Here is a 19,357-nt window from a genome sequence, read left to right as displayed (position 1 = left end):
TACATATTATTTCAAAAAAATAAAGGCCTCGCTTATAATTAGAGAATAACCACAAACCCAAATCATAGGAGGACCTTTATGTATAAAAATTATAACATGTCTCAAATCTCTCTGCCACTGACAACAGAATTTACGTTTTCCGAAAGTGATACTGCCAGCATAGTTAATGAAATTGTCGAAAAAATCCCTGAAACAGCTTTCGACAGCTATAAAAATCACAGAGGCGCCCCTTCTCACAATCCACGCATGATGCTTAAAATAATATTGTATGCTTATAGTAATTCGATATTTTCCGGACGGAAAATAGAATTTGCATTAAAAGACAGTATTAGGTTTATGTGGTTGGCACAAGAACAGCAACCTTCTTATCGAACAATCAACCGTTTTCGTTCTGACTCCAGAACAAATAAGTTAATAAAAGATTGTTTTGTAGTTTTCAGAACTTTTTTAGTCGAAAATCAATATATTGATGAAGAAGCTATTTATATAGATGGTACTAAAATCGAAGCTGATGCCAATAAGTATACGTTTGTTTGGAGAGCGAATACTGAACGCTATAGCAATGCCAACTTGGAAAAGTCGGAAGCTGCGTATGAAGAATTATTACAAAAGGAAATCATACCGAATATAAAAGAAGAGTCTTCAAAGGAAATACAATCTCATGAATTAGAAGCAATCGAAGATTGTTTGAATAAGAAGGTTGAAGAACTGACTGATGATATTGAATCCAGCAATGATACTGAACAAAGAAAAATATTGAGATCAGAACGCACTGAATTAAAAAAGCATAAGAAAGTAATTACAGAATGTAAAGAGAAAAAAGAAAAGTACGAGGAACAAAAGAAGATTTTAGGTACAAGAAATAGTTATTCCAAAACTGATAATGATGCCACCTTTATGCGAATGAAAGATGATCATATGAGAAACGGTCAATTAAAACCGGCATACAATATTCAAGTAGGCACAAATAATCAATTTGCTTTGGCAGTAGGTGTATATCAAAATCCGACGGATACAAGAACTTTAGAAAATTTTTTAAACAGGATTCAAGAAGTTAATAGTGACATTCCTGAGTATATAGTATGTGATGCAGGGTATGGCAGCGAAAGCAATTATGGAATAGTTATAGATATATTTAACAGAACTCCTGTAATGCCGTACGGCATGTTTTTAAAAGAACAAAAAAGAAAATATAAAAATAACCCATTCAATTCATTAAATTGGAATTACGACGAAAAAGATGACAAGTATATATGCCCGAACAATAAAATTCTATTCTTCTCTGGATACAGATACAGTACTGATAAATATGGATATCAGAGACAATTCAAAGAATATAAATGTTATGACTGCATAGATTGTCCGCTTAGACAAGAATGTATGAATCCAAAAGCCAAACCGGATACATTAAAAACAATTCGTCGAAATATGGTTTGGGAATTTTATAAGCAGTTCACTAGAGAAAAGCTTTCAGATCCGAAAACATCATCAATTTACAGCAAAAGAAAAATTGATGTTGAAACATTTTTCGGTAATTTGAAGGCTAATTTGGGTTTCACTCGAATGTCTGTAAGGGGCATTGAAAAAGTTGAAACCGAAGTTAGTATTGCTTGTATGGCAACAAACTTAAAGAAATTAACAGCTCTACGAGCTGATTTTTTCTTTAAATTATATAAAAAAAGGACGATTTCATTTTCAATTGTGAAAATCGTCCTTTTTTCGGGATTCTAGAACATTAATGTCCCAGCCCCTTGATAGTTTTTTATTTACATCCCGAATAAACGAGCGAAGAAACCTTTTTTCTCTTGTTTATGTTGAGCTGTTGGTTGGTGTTCGTTTCTTGGTGCATCCACAGGAATTTCTGGTTCCGGCGTAGTTGTCTCTGGTGTTTCTTGCATTTCAGCTGCAGAAACGCTTTTTTGTTCTTTTTGATCTGATTTATCAGATGCAGTTTTATTTTCAGTACTTGCTGAATCTTCTTTATTAGAAGCAGTTGTTGCTGATGCTTCTGGTTTAGCTTCTGATTGAACAGCAGAAGCCGATTTGTTCTCTTCTTTTTTCTCAGGTTGAGCTGAAACAGCAGCTCCTTTGAAGTCAGCTGTTGAATTTTGTTTGTCGTTTGAACTTGTTGTTTTAGCTGGTTCGTTTTTCGCAGATTCAGCAGAAGGTGTTTTCTGTTCTTCTTTTTTAGTCTCTTTTGGTTGAGCAAGCACTTTAGCTGTATTAGATTCTACAGCTTTCGTGTTGTCAGCAACTGCTTTTGCATGTTCTTGTTGAGCAGTTTCAATTGCTTTTAATGTTTCAGCATGTTGATCTAATTTATCAGTCATTTGCTGCTGCAATGTTTGTAAGTCTTTTTGTTGCTGATGAACTTGAGAAATCATTTGACCAAGCATTTGACGTTCTTCGCGCATTTTTGAAATGTCATTATGCAAGTCATTTAAAATTTTTGCGAAGTTTTGATCGCTTGGAAGTTTTTCATTGTCTTCTTTAACTACGATTTGTAAGAAGTCATTTTCTTTTTCCAGTTCTTCAAAAGCTAATTCATAGCTATTTGTTTTTTTAACTTTATCAGCAATTTCTTTAAACAGTTCAATATCTTCTTCTTGGAAGTCAGTCGCTTCACGGCCGCGATATTCTGTTTTATTTAAATGATATCCACGTTCCTCTAAGTGTTGAACAATTTTACGTACTTGTTTTTCGCTCAAATCGACGCGTTGGGCAAATTCTTTTGTTAGCATCTGATCTGTATCCTTTCGCTCTATATTGTTTTAGTAAGACGTCTGTCTTCCGTCACACAAACGTCAGTCTAACCTCTATGTTAGTTTACCGTGATTATTACAATATTTCAAGCGGACTTATGATTTTCGCAGATCCATTTCCTCTAGTAAAGGGTAGACTCTTTTTCGTGAAAGATGGTTAGCAAAAACGTATTTTAAGATATAACAAGATTTGACACTTGTTGCGTAAATATCTTTAGTGAGAGGAATACGTGTATGCAAAAATAAATTTAACGCAATAGGCGGCATTTCTTTATCTAGACCAGGACGTTTATAATCGATTTCTGTTTGTTCTTCAAAACCATGATCATTTAAAAAGCGGTGTCTTTTGAAGAGTAGGTCAGCATCTTTTTCTTCAGTCGATTCTGGTAACGGTAAGGCTTCCATCATAAAGAAATTCACTTCGCGATTATGTACTCGCTCGGCTAAATGATCTAATTCGTTTTGTACTTGCGCTAAAGTATCAGTTAAATATTGCTCACGCTCAGGAGTATCAATTGCTACAAGATAAATAATGAATGCTGAATTTGTTGTGGCTTCATAATGTGCAGTTGCTAAGCTTACAACTTCATCGTTGTCTAATCCAACAATGAAGACATAATCATTTTTAGTGCGCTTGTTTTCAAGGGATTGTTTGAATACATGGTGTTGCTGCCTCACATTACCGAACTGATAATTATCATATAAATTCAAGGCAGCTTCGTATAACGGATCAGAAGTTTGTTTGATTAGTTTAAATTCCACAGGCTTGCCCTCCCATACTTTTCTTATCATTATAGCATAGTGCAAAAAGTACTTTAGAAACAAAAAAATCGGCAGTTAGACTGCCGACTTCGTACCCTCATTATAGATTAAATTTCATACTCTTTTTCAGGCTTTTTTTCATCATATTCATTTTTAAATTCTTTTCTGCTGTGAGGATGTTTACCAGCTAAAATAATGATGTTGCCATTTAAGATTTCACGTTTGCACACTTTTTTCTCTGTATCAGTTAAGTCATAGTGTGCAAGTACTGCTTCTTCTCCATCTTCTCCGGTAAGGAGGCGGGCTACTCGGTCACTAAATGTACCGCTTGTTGATTGTACTTTCATATCTGTACTTTCAACGCTGTCAATGTGCAATTTGTTTTTGCTGATAACCGATAGCTCGTCTTTTGTATAACCCTCATCTAACTTGCGTTTTAATGCGTCGAAAATCTCATCTTGTGATGTAAGAATAAGAATATCTGCCATAGTAAAGCTCCCCCTCCGTAATTAATACTAATATAAAACAATATACCCTACACTTTAGTAATGTAAACGGTTCATTTATTATGTTACGTCTAAGAGAGGGTGTTTTCAAGAAAAATAGTAGCGAAAATTCAGAAAAGTTTTAAAACAGAACGCTTTATTTTTGATGAAAATAGAATTCTTAGAAAATAATAATAACTATTTGTTGAATATTGAAAAATAGCCTCAAATTGTGGTATTATCAGTAAATAATTTAACTAACTCATATAATCTAGAGAATTAGGCTTTAGAAGTTTCTACCATGTCGCCTTAACGACATGACTATGAGTCACTTAAACAATACAACACAATGGTGCTTCCGATAATGCGGGAAATGCATGTTGCTTATTGATGGATATGTAAGGACTATTTGGGGAAATGGGACATCTCTTTCAATATAAAACATGAAATGCATTACTATTTGCGAAGTGGAACACTATAGCTTCTCAAATCATCATACTTCATATTTTTGCTTTGGCACCTAGCTGCAAGGGGTTTTTGGCTAGAGCTGATATGAAAAGACAGTACAGTAACTGTCGGTTTATATGGAGATTAAAAACGGGTTATATCTCAATAACCTCCTTAATCCGAGCAATAATATAATGATGTGTATTGCCTGTGCAACTCATAGATCCTGAAACTAAGTTAGTAGTTTGGGATTTTTTTTATACACAAATTGAGGAGGTTGTTTTTACGTGGAAGCGTTAAGACAGAAAGTCAAAGAAGATGGTGTAGTCATCGGAGAAAAGATTTTAAAAGTTGATGGATTTTTAAACCATCAAATTGATGCACAGCTTATGTACGATATTGGGGAAACATTTTATGAACAGTTCAAAGATCAGAAGGTCACTAAGATTTTAACTGTTGAAGCTTCAGGTATCGCACCTGCAATTATGGTTGCTTATAAGTTTGGAGTACCTTGTCTTTTTGCGAAAAAGGCTAAACCGAATACTTTAAATAAAGGCTTTTACCAAACAGATATTCACTCTTTTACAAAAAATAAAACGAACAGCGTGATTATTTCTGAAGAATTTTTAGGTGAGCACGATCGTGTACTGATTATTGATGATTTCTTAGCAAATGGAGATGCGTCCCTTGGATTAAACCGTTTAGTCCATCAAGCGGGTGCAGAAACAGTCGGTGTCGGCATTGTGGTTGAAAAAAGTTTCCAACAAGGTCGTACAAGATTGGAAGAAGCTGGGTTAAAAGTGTCTTCATTATGTGAAGTTGCTTCTCTTTCTGGTAACAAAGTGACGTTGGTTGGAGAAGAATAATATGAAGAATTTCGTTTTAAGTCTACAACATTTACTTGCAATGTATGCAGGTGCTATACTTGTTCCAATTATCGTAGGGACTAGTCTTAAATTCACCCCAGAAGAAATTGCATACTTAGTTACAGTTGATATATTTATGTGCGGTGTCGCAACGTTTTTAGAAGCAAACAAAATCACAGGTACTGGGTTGCCGATTGTTTTAGGGTGTACATTTACAGCTGTCGCTCCGATGATATTAATAGGACAGACAAAAGGATTAGACGTACTTTACGGATCCTTGTTTATTTCTGGGATTCTTGTTGTATTAATCGCTCCAGTCTTCTCTTTTGTCGTGAAGTTCTTTCCTCCTGTTGTAACAGGAAGTGTTGTGACAATTATCGGAATCAACTTGATGCCGGTCGCAATGAATTATGTTGCTGGGGGACAAGGTTCTAAAGATTATGGAGATATGAAAAATATCATCTTAGGTTTTGCAACTTTGCTAATTATCTTAATCTTACAACGCTTTACACGCGGCTTTTTGAAATCAATTGCGATTTTAATTGGATTGTTTGCCGGAACAGCTTTAGCAGGTGTGTTTGGAGTAGTAGATTTAAATCAAGTAGGCACAGCGCATTGGTTTGAATTACCAAGACCATTCCGTTTTGCTGGTTTTGGCTTTGATCTTGGCGCAACACTAGTGTTCTTCATTGTAGCTTTAGTCAGCTTGATTGAATCAACAGGTGTGTATACAGCATTAAGTAAAATTACAGGAAGAACGCTGGAACGTAAAGACTATCGCAAAGGTTACACTGCGGAAGGTCTTGCGATTATTTTAGGTTCTATCTTTAATGCATTTCCATACACTGCTTATTCGCAAAATGTCGGTTTGGTTTCTCTTTCCGGCGTGAAAAAGAATAATGTCATCTATGGAATGGTCATACTCCTGCTAATTTGTGGATGTATTCCTAAATTAGGTGCTTTAGCGAATGTGATTCCATTGTCAGTTCTTGGAGGCGCAATGATTGCGATGTTCGGTATGGTAATGGCATATGGCGTAAGTATTTTAGGTGGTATCGACTTTAAAAATCAAAATAATTTGTTGATTATCGCAGTGTCAGTTGGACTTGGAACAGGCATCAGTGCTGTCCCAGAAGCTTTTAAAGCAATGGGTGAACAGTTTGCTTGGTTAACACAAAATGGAATTGTACTTGGTGCAATTTCTGCAATTATTCTTAATTTCTTTTTTAACGGCTTAAAGTATCAACAAAACGAGGAAAATGTGAAATAATGTAATTATTAAAATAAATGGAGGCTGTAATCAATGTGGGAAAATAAATTTGCTAAAGAATCTTTGACGTTCGATGATGTACTATTAATTCCAGCGGAGTCTAATGTATTACCGAAGGAAGTTGATTTAAGTGTTGAATTATCAGACAGAATCAAATTAAACATTCCAGTAGTCTCAGCAGGTATGGATACGGTTACTGAATCAAAAATGGCAATTGCAATGGCAAGACAAGGCGGTTTAGGTGTTGTTCATAAGAATATGAACATCGAAGACCAAGCGGACGAAGTACAAAAAGTAAAACGTTCAGAAAATGGCGTTATCTCTAATCCATTCTTCTTAACTCCTGAAGAAAAAGTTTATGAAGCAGAAGCATTAATGGGTAAATACCGTATTTCTGGTGTGCCTATCGTAGATAACAAAGAAGACCGCAACTTAGTTGGTATTCTCACAAATCGTGACCTACGTTTTATTGAAGATTTCTCAATTAAAATTTCAGATGTCATGACGAAAGAAGATTTAATCACAGCTCCAGTCGGAACAACTTTGGATGAAGCGGAAGCCATTTTACAAAAACATAAAATTGAAAAATTACCATTAACTGAAAACGGTAAATTAAAAGGTCTTATCACTATTAAAGATATTGAAAAAGTACATGAATATCCTTTTGCAGCGAAAGACTCATTAGGACGTTTATTATGTGCAGCAGCCATCGGTATTTCTAAAGATACTGATATCCGTGCTGAAAAATTAGTTGAAGCAGGTGTTGATGCATTAGTTATTGATACAGCACACGGTCATTCACAAGGTGTTATTGATCAAGTTAAACATATCAAACAAACATATCCTGAAGTTACAGTTATTGCAGGTAATGTTGCAACAGGTGAAGCAACTAAAGCTTTATTTGAAGCTGGTGCTGATGTTGTTAAAGTAGGTATCGGTCCTGGTTCAATTTGTACAACACGTATTGTAGCAGGTGTTGGTGTTCCTCAAATTACTGCAGTTTACGATTGTGCAACTGAAGCACGTAAACAAGGTAAAGCAATTATTGCTGATGGCGGAATTAAATTCTCTGGTGATATTGTTAAAGCATTAGCAGCTGGCGGACATGCAGTTATGTTAGGAAGCTTGCTTGCAGGTACTGAAGAAAGCCCAGGAGAAACTGAAATCTTCCAAGGCAGACAATATAAAACTTATCGCGGAATGGGTTCATTAGGCGCTATGGAAAGTGGTTCAAATGATCGTTACTTCCAAGAAGATAAAGTACCTAAAAAATATGTGCCTGAAGGTATTGAAGGCCGTATTGCTTATAAAGGTTTATTACAAGACAACATCTATCAATTGATGGGTGGCGTGAGAAGCGGTATGGGTTATACAGGTTCTCACAACTTGAAAGAATTGCGTGAAGAAGCTATGTTTACTCGTATGGGACCAGCAGGTCTAGCAGAGAGCCATCCGCATAACATCCAAATTACAAAAGAATCACCAAACTACTCAAGATAAAAGGAGAAAAAGATTTATGGAAATGGCGAAAGAACAAGAGTTAATTCTTGTATTAGATTTTGGTAGCCAATATAACCAATTGATAACACGTCGTATTCGTGAAATGGGCGTTTATAGTGAGTTGCATGATCACGAAATTTCTATTGAAGAAATTAAAAAGATGAATCCAAAAGGTATCATCTTATCTGGTGGCCCTAACTCGGTATATGAAGAAGGCTCATACACAATCGACCCTGAAATTTACAATTTAGGTGTACCTGTTCTTGGTATTTGCTACGGTATGCAATTAACGACTAAATTATTAGGCGGTAAGGTAGAACGTGCAAATGAAAGAGAATATGGTAAAGCTATCATCCATGCTAAAGCAGATGAGTTATTCTTCGGATTACCTGAAGAACAAACAGTATGGATGAGCCATTCTGATAAAGTTATTGAAATTCCAGAAGGCTTTGAATCAATTGCAGATAGTCCAAGTACGCCATATGCTGCAATTGAAGATAAAGAGCGTCGCATTTACGGTGTTCAATTCCATCCAGAAGTACGTCATACAGAATATGGTAACGATATCTTACGTAATTTTGTACGTCGTATCTGTGATTGTACAGGTGAATGGACTATGGAAAACTTCATTGACTTAGAAATCGAAAAAATCCGCGAACAAGTTGGAGACCGCAAAGTATTATGCGCAATGAGCGGTGGTGTAGATTCATCAGTAGTTGCTGTATTATTGCATAAAGCAATCGGTGACCAATTAACTTGTATCTTTGTTGACCATGGTTTGCTTCGTAAAGGCGAAGGCGACATGGTAATGGAACAATTCGGTGAAGGTTTCAACATGAACATTATCCGTGTAAATGCGAAAGATCGCTTCATGGATAAATTAAAAGGTGTTTCTGACCCTGAACAAAAACGTAAAATTATTGGTAATGAATTTGTTTATGTATTTGATGATGAAGCATCTAAATTAAAAGGTGTAGACTTCCTTGCTCAAGGTACGCTTTACACTGACGTTATTGAATCAGGCACAAAAACTGCACAAACAATTAAATCTCACCACAATGTTGGTGGATTACCTGAAGACATGCAGTTTGAATTAATCGAACCTATCAATACTTTATTCAAAGATGAAGTGCGTGCTTTAGGTATTGAATTAGGTATTCCTGAACACTTAGTATGGAGACAGCCATTCCCAGGTCCAGGACTTGGTATCCGTGTATTAGGCGAAATTACTGAAGAAAAATTAGAAATCGTCCGCGAATCAGATGCGATTTTACGCGAAGTGATTCGTGAAGAAGGATTAGAACGTGAAATTTGGCAATACTTCACAGTATTACCAGGCATGCGTTCAGTAGGTGTAATGGGTGACTATCGTACTTATGATTACACGATTGGTATCCGTGCCGTAACTTCTATTGATGGTATGACAAGTGACTTTGCGCGTATCGACTGGGAAGTATTACAAAAAATCTCAAGTCGTATTGTAAATGAAGTTGATCACGTAAACCGCGTTGTTTATGATGTAACTTCTAAGCCGCCAAGTACAATAGAATGGGAATAATGATATAACTGATATATGAGGCTAGAAACGCTGGTATAATGCGTTTTCTAGCCTTTTCTTTATGCTTTTGAATACGTTCTGCTTAAAAATTGATATGTTCCGCAAATTTATCAGCCACTTGATCACGTTGTTTTTCAGTTACGTGAGCATAAATAACCATAGTTGTTTTAATGTCTTCGTGATTTAATCTATCTTGTACTTCTCGAATAGAAAGGCCAGCCTCAAATAAAAGAGAACAATGAGTGTTCCTAAAACCATAATCTTTAATTCTCTTAAAATTATTCTTCCCACAAATTAAGAACAATGCTTTATTACAATGTTCTGGGTATAATGGTTTATTATCACTTACAGTAGTGAAAACATATTGATGTTTATCAGAGGTATTGTGACAATATTTAAGTGACTCCACTCTTTGATGAGTGCGCCATGATTTCAATACATTTGCAGTTTTATCATCAATACTTATTGTTCTATGAGATGATTTAGTTTTAGGTTCTTGTATTACCAGTTTATAATTTGCACCTCTTGCACAAGTTTTTTAATAGATATGTTTTGTTTAGTAAAATTAATATCGTTCCATGTTAAAGCCATTAATTCCCCGCGTCTAAACCCAGTAAAAGCTAATGTTCGAAAAAATAGCGTAATATAATGGGCCATCTTCAACAAAAGTTAAAAACTGTTTCAATTCATCACTTGAATAATACTTCATAGACGCTTCTTGTTGCGTTTCTTTCTTTCGTGGTTGTGGTATGTGTAAACGGATTATCAGCGATTATCTTAAGGTCTACGGCATATTTAAACACATTAGATGCATATATTTCGTGTAGCTTAAATATCAGAGTACTTTTTATTCCATTTGTTTATCACTTTTTGACAATAAGGAATAGTTATCTTTTTAATTGGTACATTTTTAAAATGTTCTAAAATGGCTGTATCAAATAAAGTTAAAACACGCTGATATGTACTTTCCCTTACAGTATTTTGATGCTGTGCAAGCCACAGCTCATATACTTCTTTAAACGTCGTTATATCGTTGTTTAGAAAGCCGTTTTGACTTACCTCTGTTTGAAGTTTTGCCTCTGCAATTTTAGCTTCTCTTTCAGTCTTAAATCCTCGTCTAGTGGTTCTTTTTTGCTTACCTGTAACTGGGTCAGTCCCTGAATATGCAACAAACATATAGGCAATGGAACTGTCTTTCTTTTTGTATTTCTTAATCATGCAAATCAATCCTTTCTATTGCCTGCAACGCGTGAAAGTGGATTGGCACGCCATTAAGGAATAGCTACCTTGTGGTGTGATGAATAATTGAATTAAAAATCTTCGTCTTCATATTCATCGGTGGGTAATTGTCTTATATATTCCATCAATTTTTTAGTATGTTCATAGCCAATTCGTTCACTTTGATGTAAGAATTCAAGTACTTGTTCAACACTTGCACCATAGAACTCTCTTTCTAGCAATATATCATCAATTTCGTCAACAATCTTAAATTGTTTTTTTCGCATTTCTGAGTAATGTTGCAAAATTTTATTTTCACTGATTGTACTTTTTACCAAAAAAGATGCAGTATATAGCAGATTAGGATGCTGTTCTTTAATGTAATCCATGTTATTGATAATCCACAAACTAAGATTAAGAGCAGTATTTTTTGATATATGCGAATAGTTAAATTCTTTTTCATTTGCTATTTTCTCAAGTAACTCAATGGCACTGGAGTTATCTACTATTGGATAATCTCTCTTGTCAGTAGCTTTTAAAATATATTCCATTGATACGCCAAAAAAATTTGCGATTTCTTGTAGCAACCCACTTTGGGGATTCCTTTTTCCAGTTTCATATTGGCTTAAAGTATTATCGCGTATATTTAATTCTTCAGCTAATTGTTTTAGAGTCATATTTTTTTCTTTTCTCAATTCGGCTATTCTATTTTCCATTTTGATAACTCCTTTCACATAGATATTATATCCGAGATTTTGTAGTACATCTATATTAAATTCACAAAATGAGAATAAAGTTGTTGGCACTCACATTTTGTGAGTGATATTATATTCATGTATCGTGAGTGAAAGGTAATTGAATGTCTAGTATAGATGAAAAATTGTCCTCTAAATTAAGAGAGAAAAAAGCAAGGGAAAATATTACTTTGCAACAAGTATCTAAAGAAATTGGGATATGAATATAATTCAACTAACCAACATTGGTTAAGAAAAGTGATTAATTCATTAGTTTATGATTATGGATATCCAATTGATTGTTGCTATAAAAAACATGAACGTGGTTACTATCATCACGACTGAAGATGAGAAACTTCAAGCAATGCGAAGTGTTAAGAATTTAGGAGACGGCAGGATGAAACGTTATGAGGTTTTAAACAAATTAAACTATAAAAAGAAAGGAGGGGTATATGAATATGACGACAACAACCAAGATACATGGAGTGTATTCTTTGATGATAGGAAATATAGAAAATTATTAGGAGATTTAGATAATCTCCTTAACGAAACGTAAAGACACTACACACTTTATTTAAGCAATTTTGTAATATAACTTTATTAGGATTTATAAAGATACCCCATCTATCAGTTCATGTGTTAGTGAGTAGTTTTTTGAGAATAATAAATATGTGATTATAAATAATAAAGCTTATGATAAAATTAAAAGCAAAAATAGCAATGAGTTTTTGAAGCGAAATTTTAAAACCTCTAGAAAACCTCTAGAGAAAATCTAGGAAAATCTAGGAAAATCTAGGAAAAATCTAGAAAACCTCTAGAAAACCTCTAGAAAACTGAAAGGAAAATAAATATGGAACAAGAGTTTTTAAATGAAGGGACAACAATTGAATATAAAAAGGCACAAGATGGTGTGCCCAAGTCATTTTGGGAAACGTATTCTTCTTTTTCTAATACAGAAGGTGGTACTATTTATTTAGGTGTAAGTGAGGAAAAACAAGGTTGTGTAGTTACTGGAGTGAAGAATGCTAATCAATACATCCAAACCATTGTTGATACAGCTAATGATAAAAAATTTACAAATTTTAATAATATTTATAATAGTAATATAAAAGTATTGAAAGAAGATGGATTGGAATATATAAAAATATACATTCCTGAAGTGAAGAGTGAAAATAAGCCTTTACATGTAAAGAATAATATCAATAACAGTTACATTAGAAGAAATGATAGTGATCATAAAATGAGCGGAGAGGAAATAAGGCGTTTCTTGAGAGATGCTGATCCTAAAAGTGATAGCGAATTATTATCTAATTTTAATATTGATGATTTAGATTTAGATGCTGTTAAAAAATATAAGAATTTAATTCATGAGCGAAATTCTGATATGGATATTTTATCTATGGACAACTGGGAGTTTTTAAAACGGTATGGAGCTGTTGGTAAAGATAGAATTGAGAATGAATTTAAATTAAAAAAAGGAGCATTGCTATTTTTTGGGAAGGAACAAGCAATTTTAGATGTTTTTTCCAAATTTCCATTTAGACTATCGTAATAGAACACATTATTCTGAAGATGAGAGATGGATAGATAGAGTAGCGTCAGGAGAAGTTGGAAATGAAGAAGTTAATCTGTTTAATTTTTACAATACCGTTTTAAATAGGTTGGTTAATACAGTATTAGATGGTTTTGCTTTGAATCCAGAAACGCAAGTCCGACAAGGTGTTAAAACAGATGTAGAAGTTTCTTTAAGAGAAGCACTAGCTAATTTACTGATACATGCTGATTATGAAGATAATTCATCTATTATTGTAGAAGCTTATAAAAATAATTATGTTTTTATAAATCCCGGTGAGTTGTTAGTTACGAAAGAGGAATTTGCTAGAGGTGGAGAGTCTAATCCTAGAAATTCTACAATAGTAACTTTGTTTAGGAAAGCTGGTTATAGTGAACGTGCTGGATCAGGAGGTATGAAGATTTTTAGAGCTGCGCTTAAAAATAAATTTCGTATGCCTGAAATCCATAGTAGCGAGGGTAAAACAAAATTAAAAATTTGGAAAATTGATTTAGTAGACAGCTACGAAAACTTAATTGAGCAAGAGAAAACTATACTTCGATATATAGTAAAGGAAAATAGAAAAATTAAAATGAAAGAAATAGAAGCTTTAGAAGGTTTTACAGAATACATTGCTAAGACTAATGTAAATAGTCTAATAGATAAAGGAATAGTTAAGAAGTTTGGAAAAAGTAGGTCAACAACCTATGGATTAAAACCAAATTCTAGTGAGATGATTGCTAATATTGAACATAATATGAGGAATATGCAGGAATCCATCATAAATGAAAATCGTTAAATTAATAAACTTGTAAATAATGAAAAGATCAAAAAGAGCATGATTTTGAAATAAAGCTCAAGTGTACGTCTATTTTCACAAATAAACCCTATTTTTAAACTTTAATATATAACACTTAATGTATTAATTATATATTTTCCCACACACTGCAGGCAGTGAATACGTTAATTATGAAGTGATGCGAACTAATGAGAAGTATATAGTTATTAAGATACTGTAATATCAACTGTTACAGGTTGGTGTGGATTAATGAAAAATTACCCTTTCATCGAATGGGAATAATGATATAAAAATAATAAAACTTACAACTAAAAATGTAGTGAACTGAAAAGTTTGAACTTTTGAGTAAGCTAATTTTCTAAGGCGAGATTTCTGTATTTAATAGGAATCTTGCTTTTTAAATTGTCTATTCATAATTAAAGTCCTTTAAAGTTGAATTCTTTGTGTTCAACTTTAAGGGAAGCCACATTATTTAGTGGGTGGTTTTTAATGGTTACAAATCGAAAAATGAAATATAATAAGCATAATGTACCTTTAAGCTAGCGAGCAGACTCACACAAAATTCTGTTTTCTATATCATAGTATTACTTTTAATTGCTGAGACAGCCTTCACTGCCTCCAAAGGTGTAGGCCAATTTTTGTGATTAAATCTGTAAAATAAATTATGTGAAACTTAGATTTGTGTAAAAATGTTTACGAAATGATAGAGAAGGTTGGTTGTTGTCTTAAATGCATATTAATTAAATAATTCTGTTTCTAGCATGCTTAAAAAATGTTTATAGGCGCCTCTACCTAACTAGCCTCTAGAAAACCTCTAGAAAACCTCTAGAAAACCTCTCGCGAAATTAAGGATATAGTTTGATGAATAATTAAAAACCTCTAGAAAACCTCTAAAAATTAGATGCTTAAAAAGTCAAAAATTCATACCTGACCAAGTTGCATATTAGTATCAAAATGAAATTAAGAAAGGTTTCTCTTTTTCAGAAAAACACAAATGTATACGTTCAGTAAAGTTTCCCCATGTTACTTTTTCCATTACCTCTGTATATATGAAAAAACCGACTTCTAAACTTTCATCACTTGTTGTTAATTTACCTCCAATATATTCACCTTTAAATAGATTATTAATAATAGAATGCTCTGTATTTTGAAAGACACCGCAGAACTCAGTCAGCTCAACATCAATACCTGACTCTTCTTTGACTTCTCGTATAACGCCTTCTCGAATAGTTTCTCCGTTTTCAATTTGACCGCCAGGGATTTCCCAACCGCGCAATGGACTTTTAATTAATAAAATATTATTTTCGTCGTTTAATACAACACATGAAGCAGAGACAATATGTTTTGGTGGCATTGCAATTTCTCCTTTCGTTGCTTTTCATCTATACCCGTTGATTATATAAGTACATCATCTGTTCATTGTATAAAATAATTAATATTTAATAATTGGTTAATTCAATAAAAGCTATTTCTGTCTTATAATTTGTGTATGTAAATTAAAGGAGACAACAACTATGAATTTTAAACAATTTTTACTCTCAGGATTAGCAGTAGCTTTACTTGGATCAGCAGGAGCAAACGTATTTTCAAATCAAGCTGAAGCTGCTTCTTATGGCGCATATGAATTCCGTGACTACGATGTAACAGCTAAAGAAAACTTAAAAAACTTACTTAACGCAAGTTCATATTATAAAGCAATGGCGAAAGAATCAGGGGCAAGATTTTATCAAAATAAATTGAATCAAGAGTTGCACTTTGCTAAAAAACAACAAAATGCTTCAAATGATTCACAAGTTGTAACAGCGATTAATAGATTATCAGCTGTCTATAACGAAGTATTCCAAATCCACTTGCAAACTGAAAAAGGTAGTTCAGATGTTCAAAGTAAAAAAACAGAACTACAAAATTTAATTATTAAAGCAAACAGTTTGTTAACTGAAAGCCATCATTCAATGAACCAAGATGAAGCACAATTGAAAAAAACAGTAGAACAAGCAAAAACTGTATTGAACCAAGCGCAACCAGGCTATGAATTAGTTAATGCGATTAGCTCAGTACAACAAGGCATTAAAAACGTAGAGCAATACAAAGCATTCGTAAACCATCGTTAATAGTATAAAGATAAGCAGTCTTTCTCATGTACATTGATATACATAGGGAGGCTGTTTTTTTAGTATATGGAACATGATTTTAAAATTAATGGTAAAAGCACTACATAAAATCTATACAAATAGATGAAAAGCCAATTCTATAGGAATATATGAATAAAATATGTAGCGATGTTAGTAGAGGTTGATGATTTTGGAAATCGTGAGTAGTCATCAAAAGCTATAGAGAGAAAATGTATCGAAAGGTTGATCAATATTCAAAAAATTGAAGAATAGGGCTCATAATTTTACGGTATGCTAAAAATAATCGAAACAAAATATAAGAATGTCCATAAATATAAATTAGATTACGATAACGCAATGAATATGTTTAAATGACTTAAAAAGGTTAATGCACACAGGGTTTTTAGTGCCTGCATACTCGAGGAAATTGAACCACATTTTTGGAAGTATGAGAATAAATATATGATCACTCTCCTAAGAACACTGTTTAATTATTTCAATATAATAAAACCTTATATAACTAATTGTTATACAAATGTTTAGCGTGTAATTGTAAATACAAAATTATAAAACCTTTAATGATTATTATGCTTATTTCATAAAAAATAATAGTTCACAATTTGTTCATAATAGAATCAATAAAATAAAATATTTTATGGTACAATAATATTGATTTGAAAGGAAAGGGGGATATTAAGAAGAACAAAGATGTACAGATCCAAAAAAAAGATAAAAAAGATGCAATGAAAAACCTGGAATTCAAAAATTTAGTTAATGATTCTGAAAAATTAGCAAAAGTTAATGATTTATGGTACTTCGTTAAATCAAAATCTCATCGATGGATAGTTGGTAGCGGGCATTAGCAATTAAATAAACGGAGAGCCTGCTCTCCGTTTATTTAATTTTAAGGGGATAATAACTATGTATAATAAAAGTGTATCAATAAATTTAGTTTCTAAATGTAATGCTGCGTGTGCACACTGTTGTTTTTCTTGTTCACCACAAGCTTCCATTAAAATGGATGATTCATATATAAAAGAAACAGTATTAGAATTTTCTAAAAATCCGAATATAGAAGTTATTTCATTTACGGGTGGAGAAATATTTTTAAACTATAAGTTTTTAGAGGAGCTACTAATTATTACAAAATCATATAATAAAAAAGTAACTTTGATATCTAATGGTTTTTGGGGAAGTAGTAGAAAATTATTAAAGAAATATTTTTCTGACTTTAAAAAATATAACGTAATTGCTTTAACTATTAGCTATGATGAATATCATGCGCCATTCGTCAAACTTGAAAGTATCAAAAATATATTCAAATTTAGAATGAAGTATCCAGAAATAGACGTTTCATTAAATATGGCAGTAACAAAAGATAAAATGTCAAATACTATTTTAAGTGAACTTGGAAGCTCTGTAATAGGCGTGAAAATCACTAAATTTCCAATAATTACCGTTGGAGCTGCTAAAGATAAAATATCAAAAAATAATATTCATAATTTTTATAATATAGAAAAAGATAGAGATGTACTATATTGTCCGGGCTATGAAATCGTTTATCATCATGATGGAGAAATATATCCTTGTTGCTCTCCTGCGATTTTTGAAACCCAAATATCTCTTAGAGAAGAAAAATACCAAACTCTAGAAAGAACTATCGAAAAGTTAAATTCTAATATATTGTTATATATAATTAGGAGGGAAGGGTTTAATTGGTTTTTAGATATTTTAAAAGAACAGAAATTATTAAATGATTTTGGGATACCTTTAGATTTTCCATCTGTATGCAGTGTATGTGGCAGTTTGTTTAATGACCAATATAAAATCAACTTTTTTAAACCATATATGGAAAAATATTACTATGAGACCATTAAAATATGAAGATTAAAATTATGAAATATTAATTCAAAAACATGTTTTTATAAAAGATAAAAAAAATAAAGTGTATTATCGTAATAGTGTTGGAGCGATAGAGCCTAATATAATAAATATGCTTACAGACTATCCAGAAAAAGTTAATAAATGTTCATTTTATACGTATATATTTTTTCTTGTTGTTATGGTTTTTATAAATAATATTTATGTTTTAAATTTACAAGAGAATATTGAACCTAAAATAAATAATAGTATTTTATTGTTCGTTATTTTATATTTTTTAATGAATATCATTTTTCACGAATTAGGGCATATATATTCATTAAAGTTTTTTGGTCGTAAAATTGACAAAGTAGGTTTTAAGTTGAATTTTTATGTTTTCCCTGCGTTTTATGTACAAATGAACGAAACCTACATGCTATCTCAAATAGACAAGATTATAGTTCATTCATTCGGATTATTTGTTAATTTTGCTTTAATCAATTTTATTCAATTACTTAATATACTGATTATCAATAATATATCTTTAACATTGTCTTATATGCTTTTTTCATCAACAATGATATGGAATTTAGTACCGATGTTGAATTCAGATGGCTATAAAATTATGCTAGCTTTATTGTCTTTAGATGAATTTAGTAATTTCACTAAAAACCATTGGTTAGTTTTAATTTTTCAAATAATTGGAGTTTCTATTGCTTTAAATACTTTAATACATTGGGTCATTTATTGGAGTGAATATTTGTTTCTATAATAAGGAGTTGTAAAAATGAAAATAAATAACTATTCGTTAAAAGTCAAAGGAAAAAAATTAGTTGAAAATTGTGATTTGAATTTTTATCCCGGACAAATAAATCATATAGTTGGAAAAAATGGTGTAGGAAAATCACAATTAGCGAAAGATTTTATGCTGAATAATAGTCGTAACATTCCTAAGTCTATATCTGACAATACAACTTTAATTTCCAGTTTTTCCAATATTCCTAATGATATTACAAAAGAATTTTTATTAGTACTATTAAAAGCAAAATTTCCAAATTCCTCTCCAACTTTTTCTGAAATTAATAAGATTCTTAAAATTGAAGAGATACCATCTAAAGTGTTAATAAAAAATATGAGTGATGGTCAAAAACAAAAGTTGAAATTGTTAAGCTTTCTATTAGAAGATAATTCGTTAATTATACTTGATGAAATAACTAACGCGTTAGATAAAAAAACAGTTAATGAAATCTATTTGTTTATAAATGATTTTATTAAAAATAATCCGTCTAAAACTATTGTTAATATAACTCATAACTTGTCAGACCTTAGTAGCATACCAGGAAAGTACTTTATTTTCAAAGATTACAGAATTGAAGAATATTTATCTAAAGAAGAAGTAATAAACGATTATATTAATCTATAAAAAGAGGTGT

At 32.2% G+C, this 19,357-nt stretch carries 17 protein-coding genes, 2 pseudogenes and 1 riboswitch; of the genes and pseudogenes, 13 read left to right on the top strand and 6 right to left on the bottom strand.

Features of this window, described 5'->3' with window-relative positions:
- Nucleotides 1-78 precede the first annotated feature (78 nt).
- Nucleotides 79-1,731 (top strand): IS1182 family transposase, encoded by a 1,653-nt coding sequence (locus tag A4G25_RS07560; RefSeq protein ID WP_063164623.1) that lies wholly within the window; start codon nt 79-81, stop codon nt 1,729-1,731.
- Nucleotides 1,732-1,766: 35 nt separating this feature from the next.
- Here A4G25_RS07560 and A4G25_RS07555 read toward each other — a convergent pair whose 3' ends face one another.
- The 3 genes from A4G25_RS07555 to A4G25_RS07545 form a co-directional block, all read right to left on the bottom strand.
- Nucleotides 1,767-2,741 carry a prolipoprotein diacylglyceryl transferase gene (locus A4G25_RS07555; protein ID WP_047132265.1) on the bottom strand — a complete coding sequence of 325 codons (975 nt, stop codon included), beginning with the start codon at nt 2,739-2,741 and terminating at the stop codon, nt 1,767-1,769.
- A 117-nt stretch (nt 2,742-2,858) separates the two neighbouring features.
- Complete coding sequence (locus A4G25_RS07550) at nt 2,859-3,524, bottom strand: hypothetical protein (RefSeq protein WP_047132264.1); 666 nt, start codon at nt 3,522-3,524, stop codon at nt 2,859-2,861.
- 107 nt (nt 3,525-3,631) lie between these two features.
- Nucleotides 3,632-4,012, bottom strand: coding sequence for a general stress protein (locus tag A4G25_RS07545; protein WP_047132263.1), 381 nt, complete (start codon nt 4,010-4,012; stop codon nt 3,632-3,634).
- A gap of 239 nt (nt 4,013-4,251) precedes the next feature.
- Nucleotides 4,252-4,353: riboswitch (purine riboswitch) on the top strand.
- Nucleotides 4,354-4,743: 390 nt separating this feature from the next.
- On the opposite strand from A4G25_RS07545, the gene xpt reads away from it, so the two are divergent.
- The 4 genes from xpt to guaA are packed head-to-tail and all read left to right on the top strand — an operon-like array spanning nt 4,744 to nt 9,650.
- Nucleotides 4,744-5,322 carry a xanthine phosphoribosyltransferase gene (xpt, locus tag A4G25_RS07540; RefSeq protein WP_047132262.1) on the top strand — a complete coding sequence of 193 codons (579 nt, stop codon included), beginning with the start codon at nt 4,744-4,746 and terminating at the stop codon, nt 5,320-5,322.
- 1 nt (nt 5,323) lies between these two features.
- Entirely contained in the window at nt 5,324-6,592 is a 1,269-nt protein-coding gene (pbuX, locus tag A4G25_RS07535) for a xanthine permease PbuX (protein ID WP_047132261.1), read from the top strand.
- A 33-nt stretch (nt 6,593-6,625) separates the two neighbouring features.
- Nucleotides 6,626-8,092: an IMP dehydrogenase gene (guaB, locus tag A4G25_RS07530; protein WP_047132260.1), complete on the top strand. Its 1,467-nt coding sequence runs from the start codon at nt 6,626-6,628 to the stop codon at nt 8,090-8,092.
- A gap of 16 nt (nt 8,093-8,108) precedes the next feature.
- Nucleotides 8,109-9,650 carry a glutamine-hydrolyzing GMP synthase gene (guaA, locus tag A4G25_RS07525; RefSeq protein ID WP_047132259.1) on the top strand — a complete coding sequence of 514 codons (1,542 nt, stop codon included), beginning with the start codon at nt 8,109-8,111 and terminating at the stop codon, nt 9,648-9,650.
- An 82-nt stretch (nt 9,651-9,732) separates the two neighbouring features.
- Here the strand turns inward: guaA and A4G25_RS13335 are convergent.
- A pseudogene (locus A4G25_RS13335) lies at nt 9,733-10,868 on the bottom strand (site-specific integrase).
- 92 nt (nt 10,869-10,960) lie between these two features.
- Nucleotides 10,961-11,584, bottom strand: coding sequence for a helix-turn-helix domain-containing protein (locus A4G25_RS07515; protein WP_047132257.1), 624 nt, complete (start codon nt 11,582-11,584; stop codon nt 10,961-10,963).
- 222 nt (nt 11,585-11,806) lie between these two features.
- Between A4G25_RS07515 and A4G25_RS07510 the strand changes: the two are divergent.
- The 3 genes and pseudogenes from A4G25_RS07510 to A4G25_RS07500 all read left to right on the top strand — a co-directional run.
- Nucleotides 11,807-12,029: pseudogene (locus tag A4G25_RS07510) on the top strand (pathogenicity island protein); the annotation flags it as partial.
- Between the two features lie 423 nt (nt 12,030-12,452).
- Nucleotides 12,453-13,154, top strand: a complete 702-nt coding sequence (locus A4G25_RS07505) for an AlbA family DNA-binding domain-containing protein (RefSeq protein ID WP_052766759.1) — start codon at nt 12,453-12,455, stop codon at nt 13,152-13,154.
- Nucleotides 13,120-13,953, top strand: a complete 834-nt coding sequence (locus A4G25_RS07500; RefSeq protein ID WP_052766758.1) for an ATP-binding protein — start codon at nt 13,120-13,122, stop codon at nt 13,951-13,953. Before A4G25_RS07505 ends, A4G25_RS07500 begins: the two co-directional genes overlap by 35 nt.
- 949 nt (nt 13,954-14,902) lie before the next feature.
- Here A4G25_RS07500 and A4G25_RS07495 read toward each other — a convergent pair.
- Nucleotides 14,903-15,307 carry an NUDIX hydrolase gene (locus tag A4G25_RS07495; RefSeq protein ID WP_047132256.1) on the bottom strand — a complete coding sequence of 135 codons (405 nt, stop codon included), beginning with the start codon at nt 15,305-15,307 and terminating at the stop codon, nt 14,903-14,905.
- A 160-nt stretch (nt 15,308-15,467) separates the two neighbouring features.
- On the opposite strand from A4G25_RS07495, the gene A4G25_RS07490 reads away from it, so the two are divergent.
- From A4G25_RS07490 to A4G25_RS07470, 5 genes are all read left to right on the top strand, one after another.
- Nucleotides 15,468-16,064: a complement inhibitor SCIN family protein gene (locus tag A4G25_RS07490; RefSeq protein WP_047132255.1), complete on the top strand. Its 597-nt coding sequence runs from the start codon at nt 15,468-15,470 to the stop codon at nt 16,062-16,064.
- Nucleotides 16,065-16,807: 743 nt separating this feature from the next.
- The gene (locus A4G25_RS07485; RefSeq protein WP_063164644.1) at nt 16,808-16,927 is read left to right on the top strand and encodes an epipeptide YydF family RiPP; all 120 of its coding nucleotides are present in this window, start codon (nt 16,808-16,810) and stop codon (nt 16,925-16,927) included.
- 58 nt (nt 16,928-16,985) lie between these two features.
- Nucleotides 16,986-17,948: a YydG family radical SAM peptide epimerase gene (locus A4G25_RS07480; protein WP_047132253.1), complete on the top strand. Its 963-nt coding sequence runs from the start codon at nt 16,986-16,988 to the stop codon at nt 17,946-17,948.
- 61 nt (nt 17,949-18,009) lie between these two features.
- A complete protein-coding gene (locus A4G25_RS07475) occupies nt 18,010-18,696 on the top strand; it encodes a peptidase (protein WP_232011935.1) in 687 nt (228 codons plus the stop codon).
- Between the two features lie 15 nt (nt 18,697-18,711).
- Nucleotides 18,712-19,347, top strand: a complete 636-nt coding sequence (locus A4G25_RS07470; protein WP_047132252.1) for an ATP-binding cassette domain-containing protein — start codon at nt 18,712-18,714, stop codon at nt 19,345-19,347.
- Nucleotides 19,348-19,357 lie beyond the last annotated feature (10 nt).

Origin of the sequence: Staphylococcus condimenti, from assembly GCF_001618885.1 — a bacterium.
Classification (GTDB): Bacteria; Bacillota; Bacilli; order Staphylococcales; family Staphylococcaceae; genus Staphylococcus; species Staphylococcus condimenti.
Note: the sequence above shows the minus strand (reverse complement) of the source record. Positions and strands in the feature narration are given on the sequence as shown.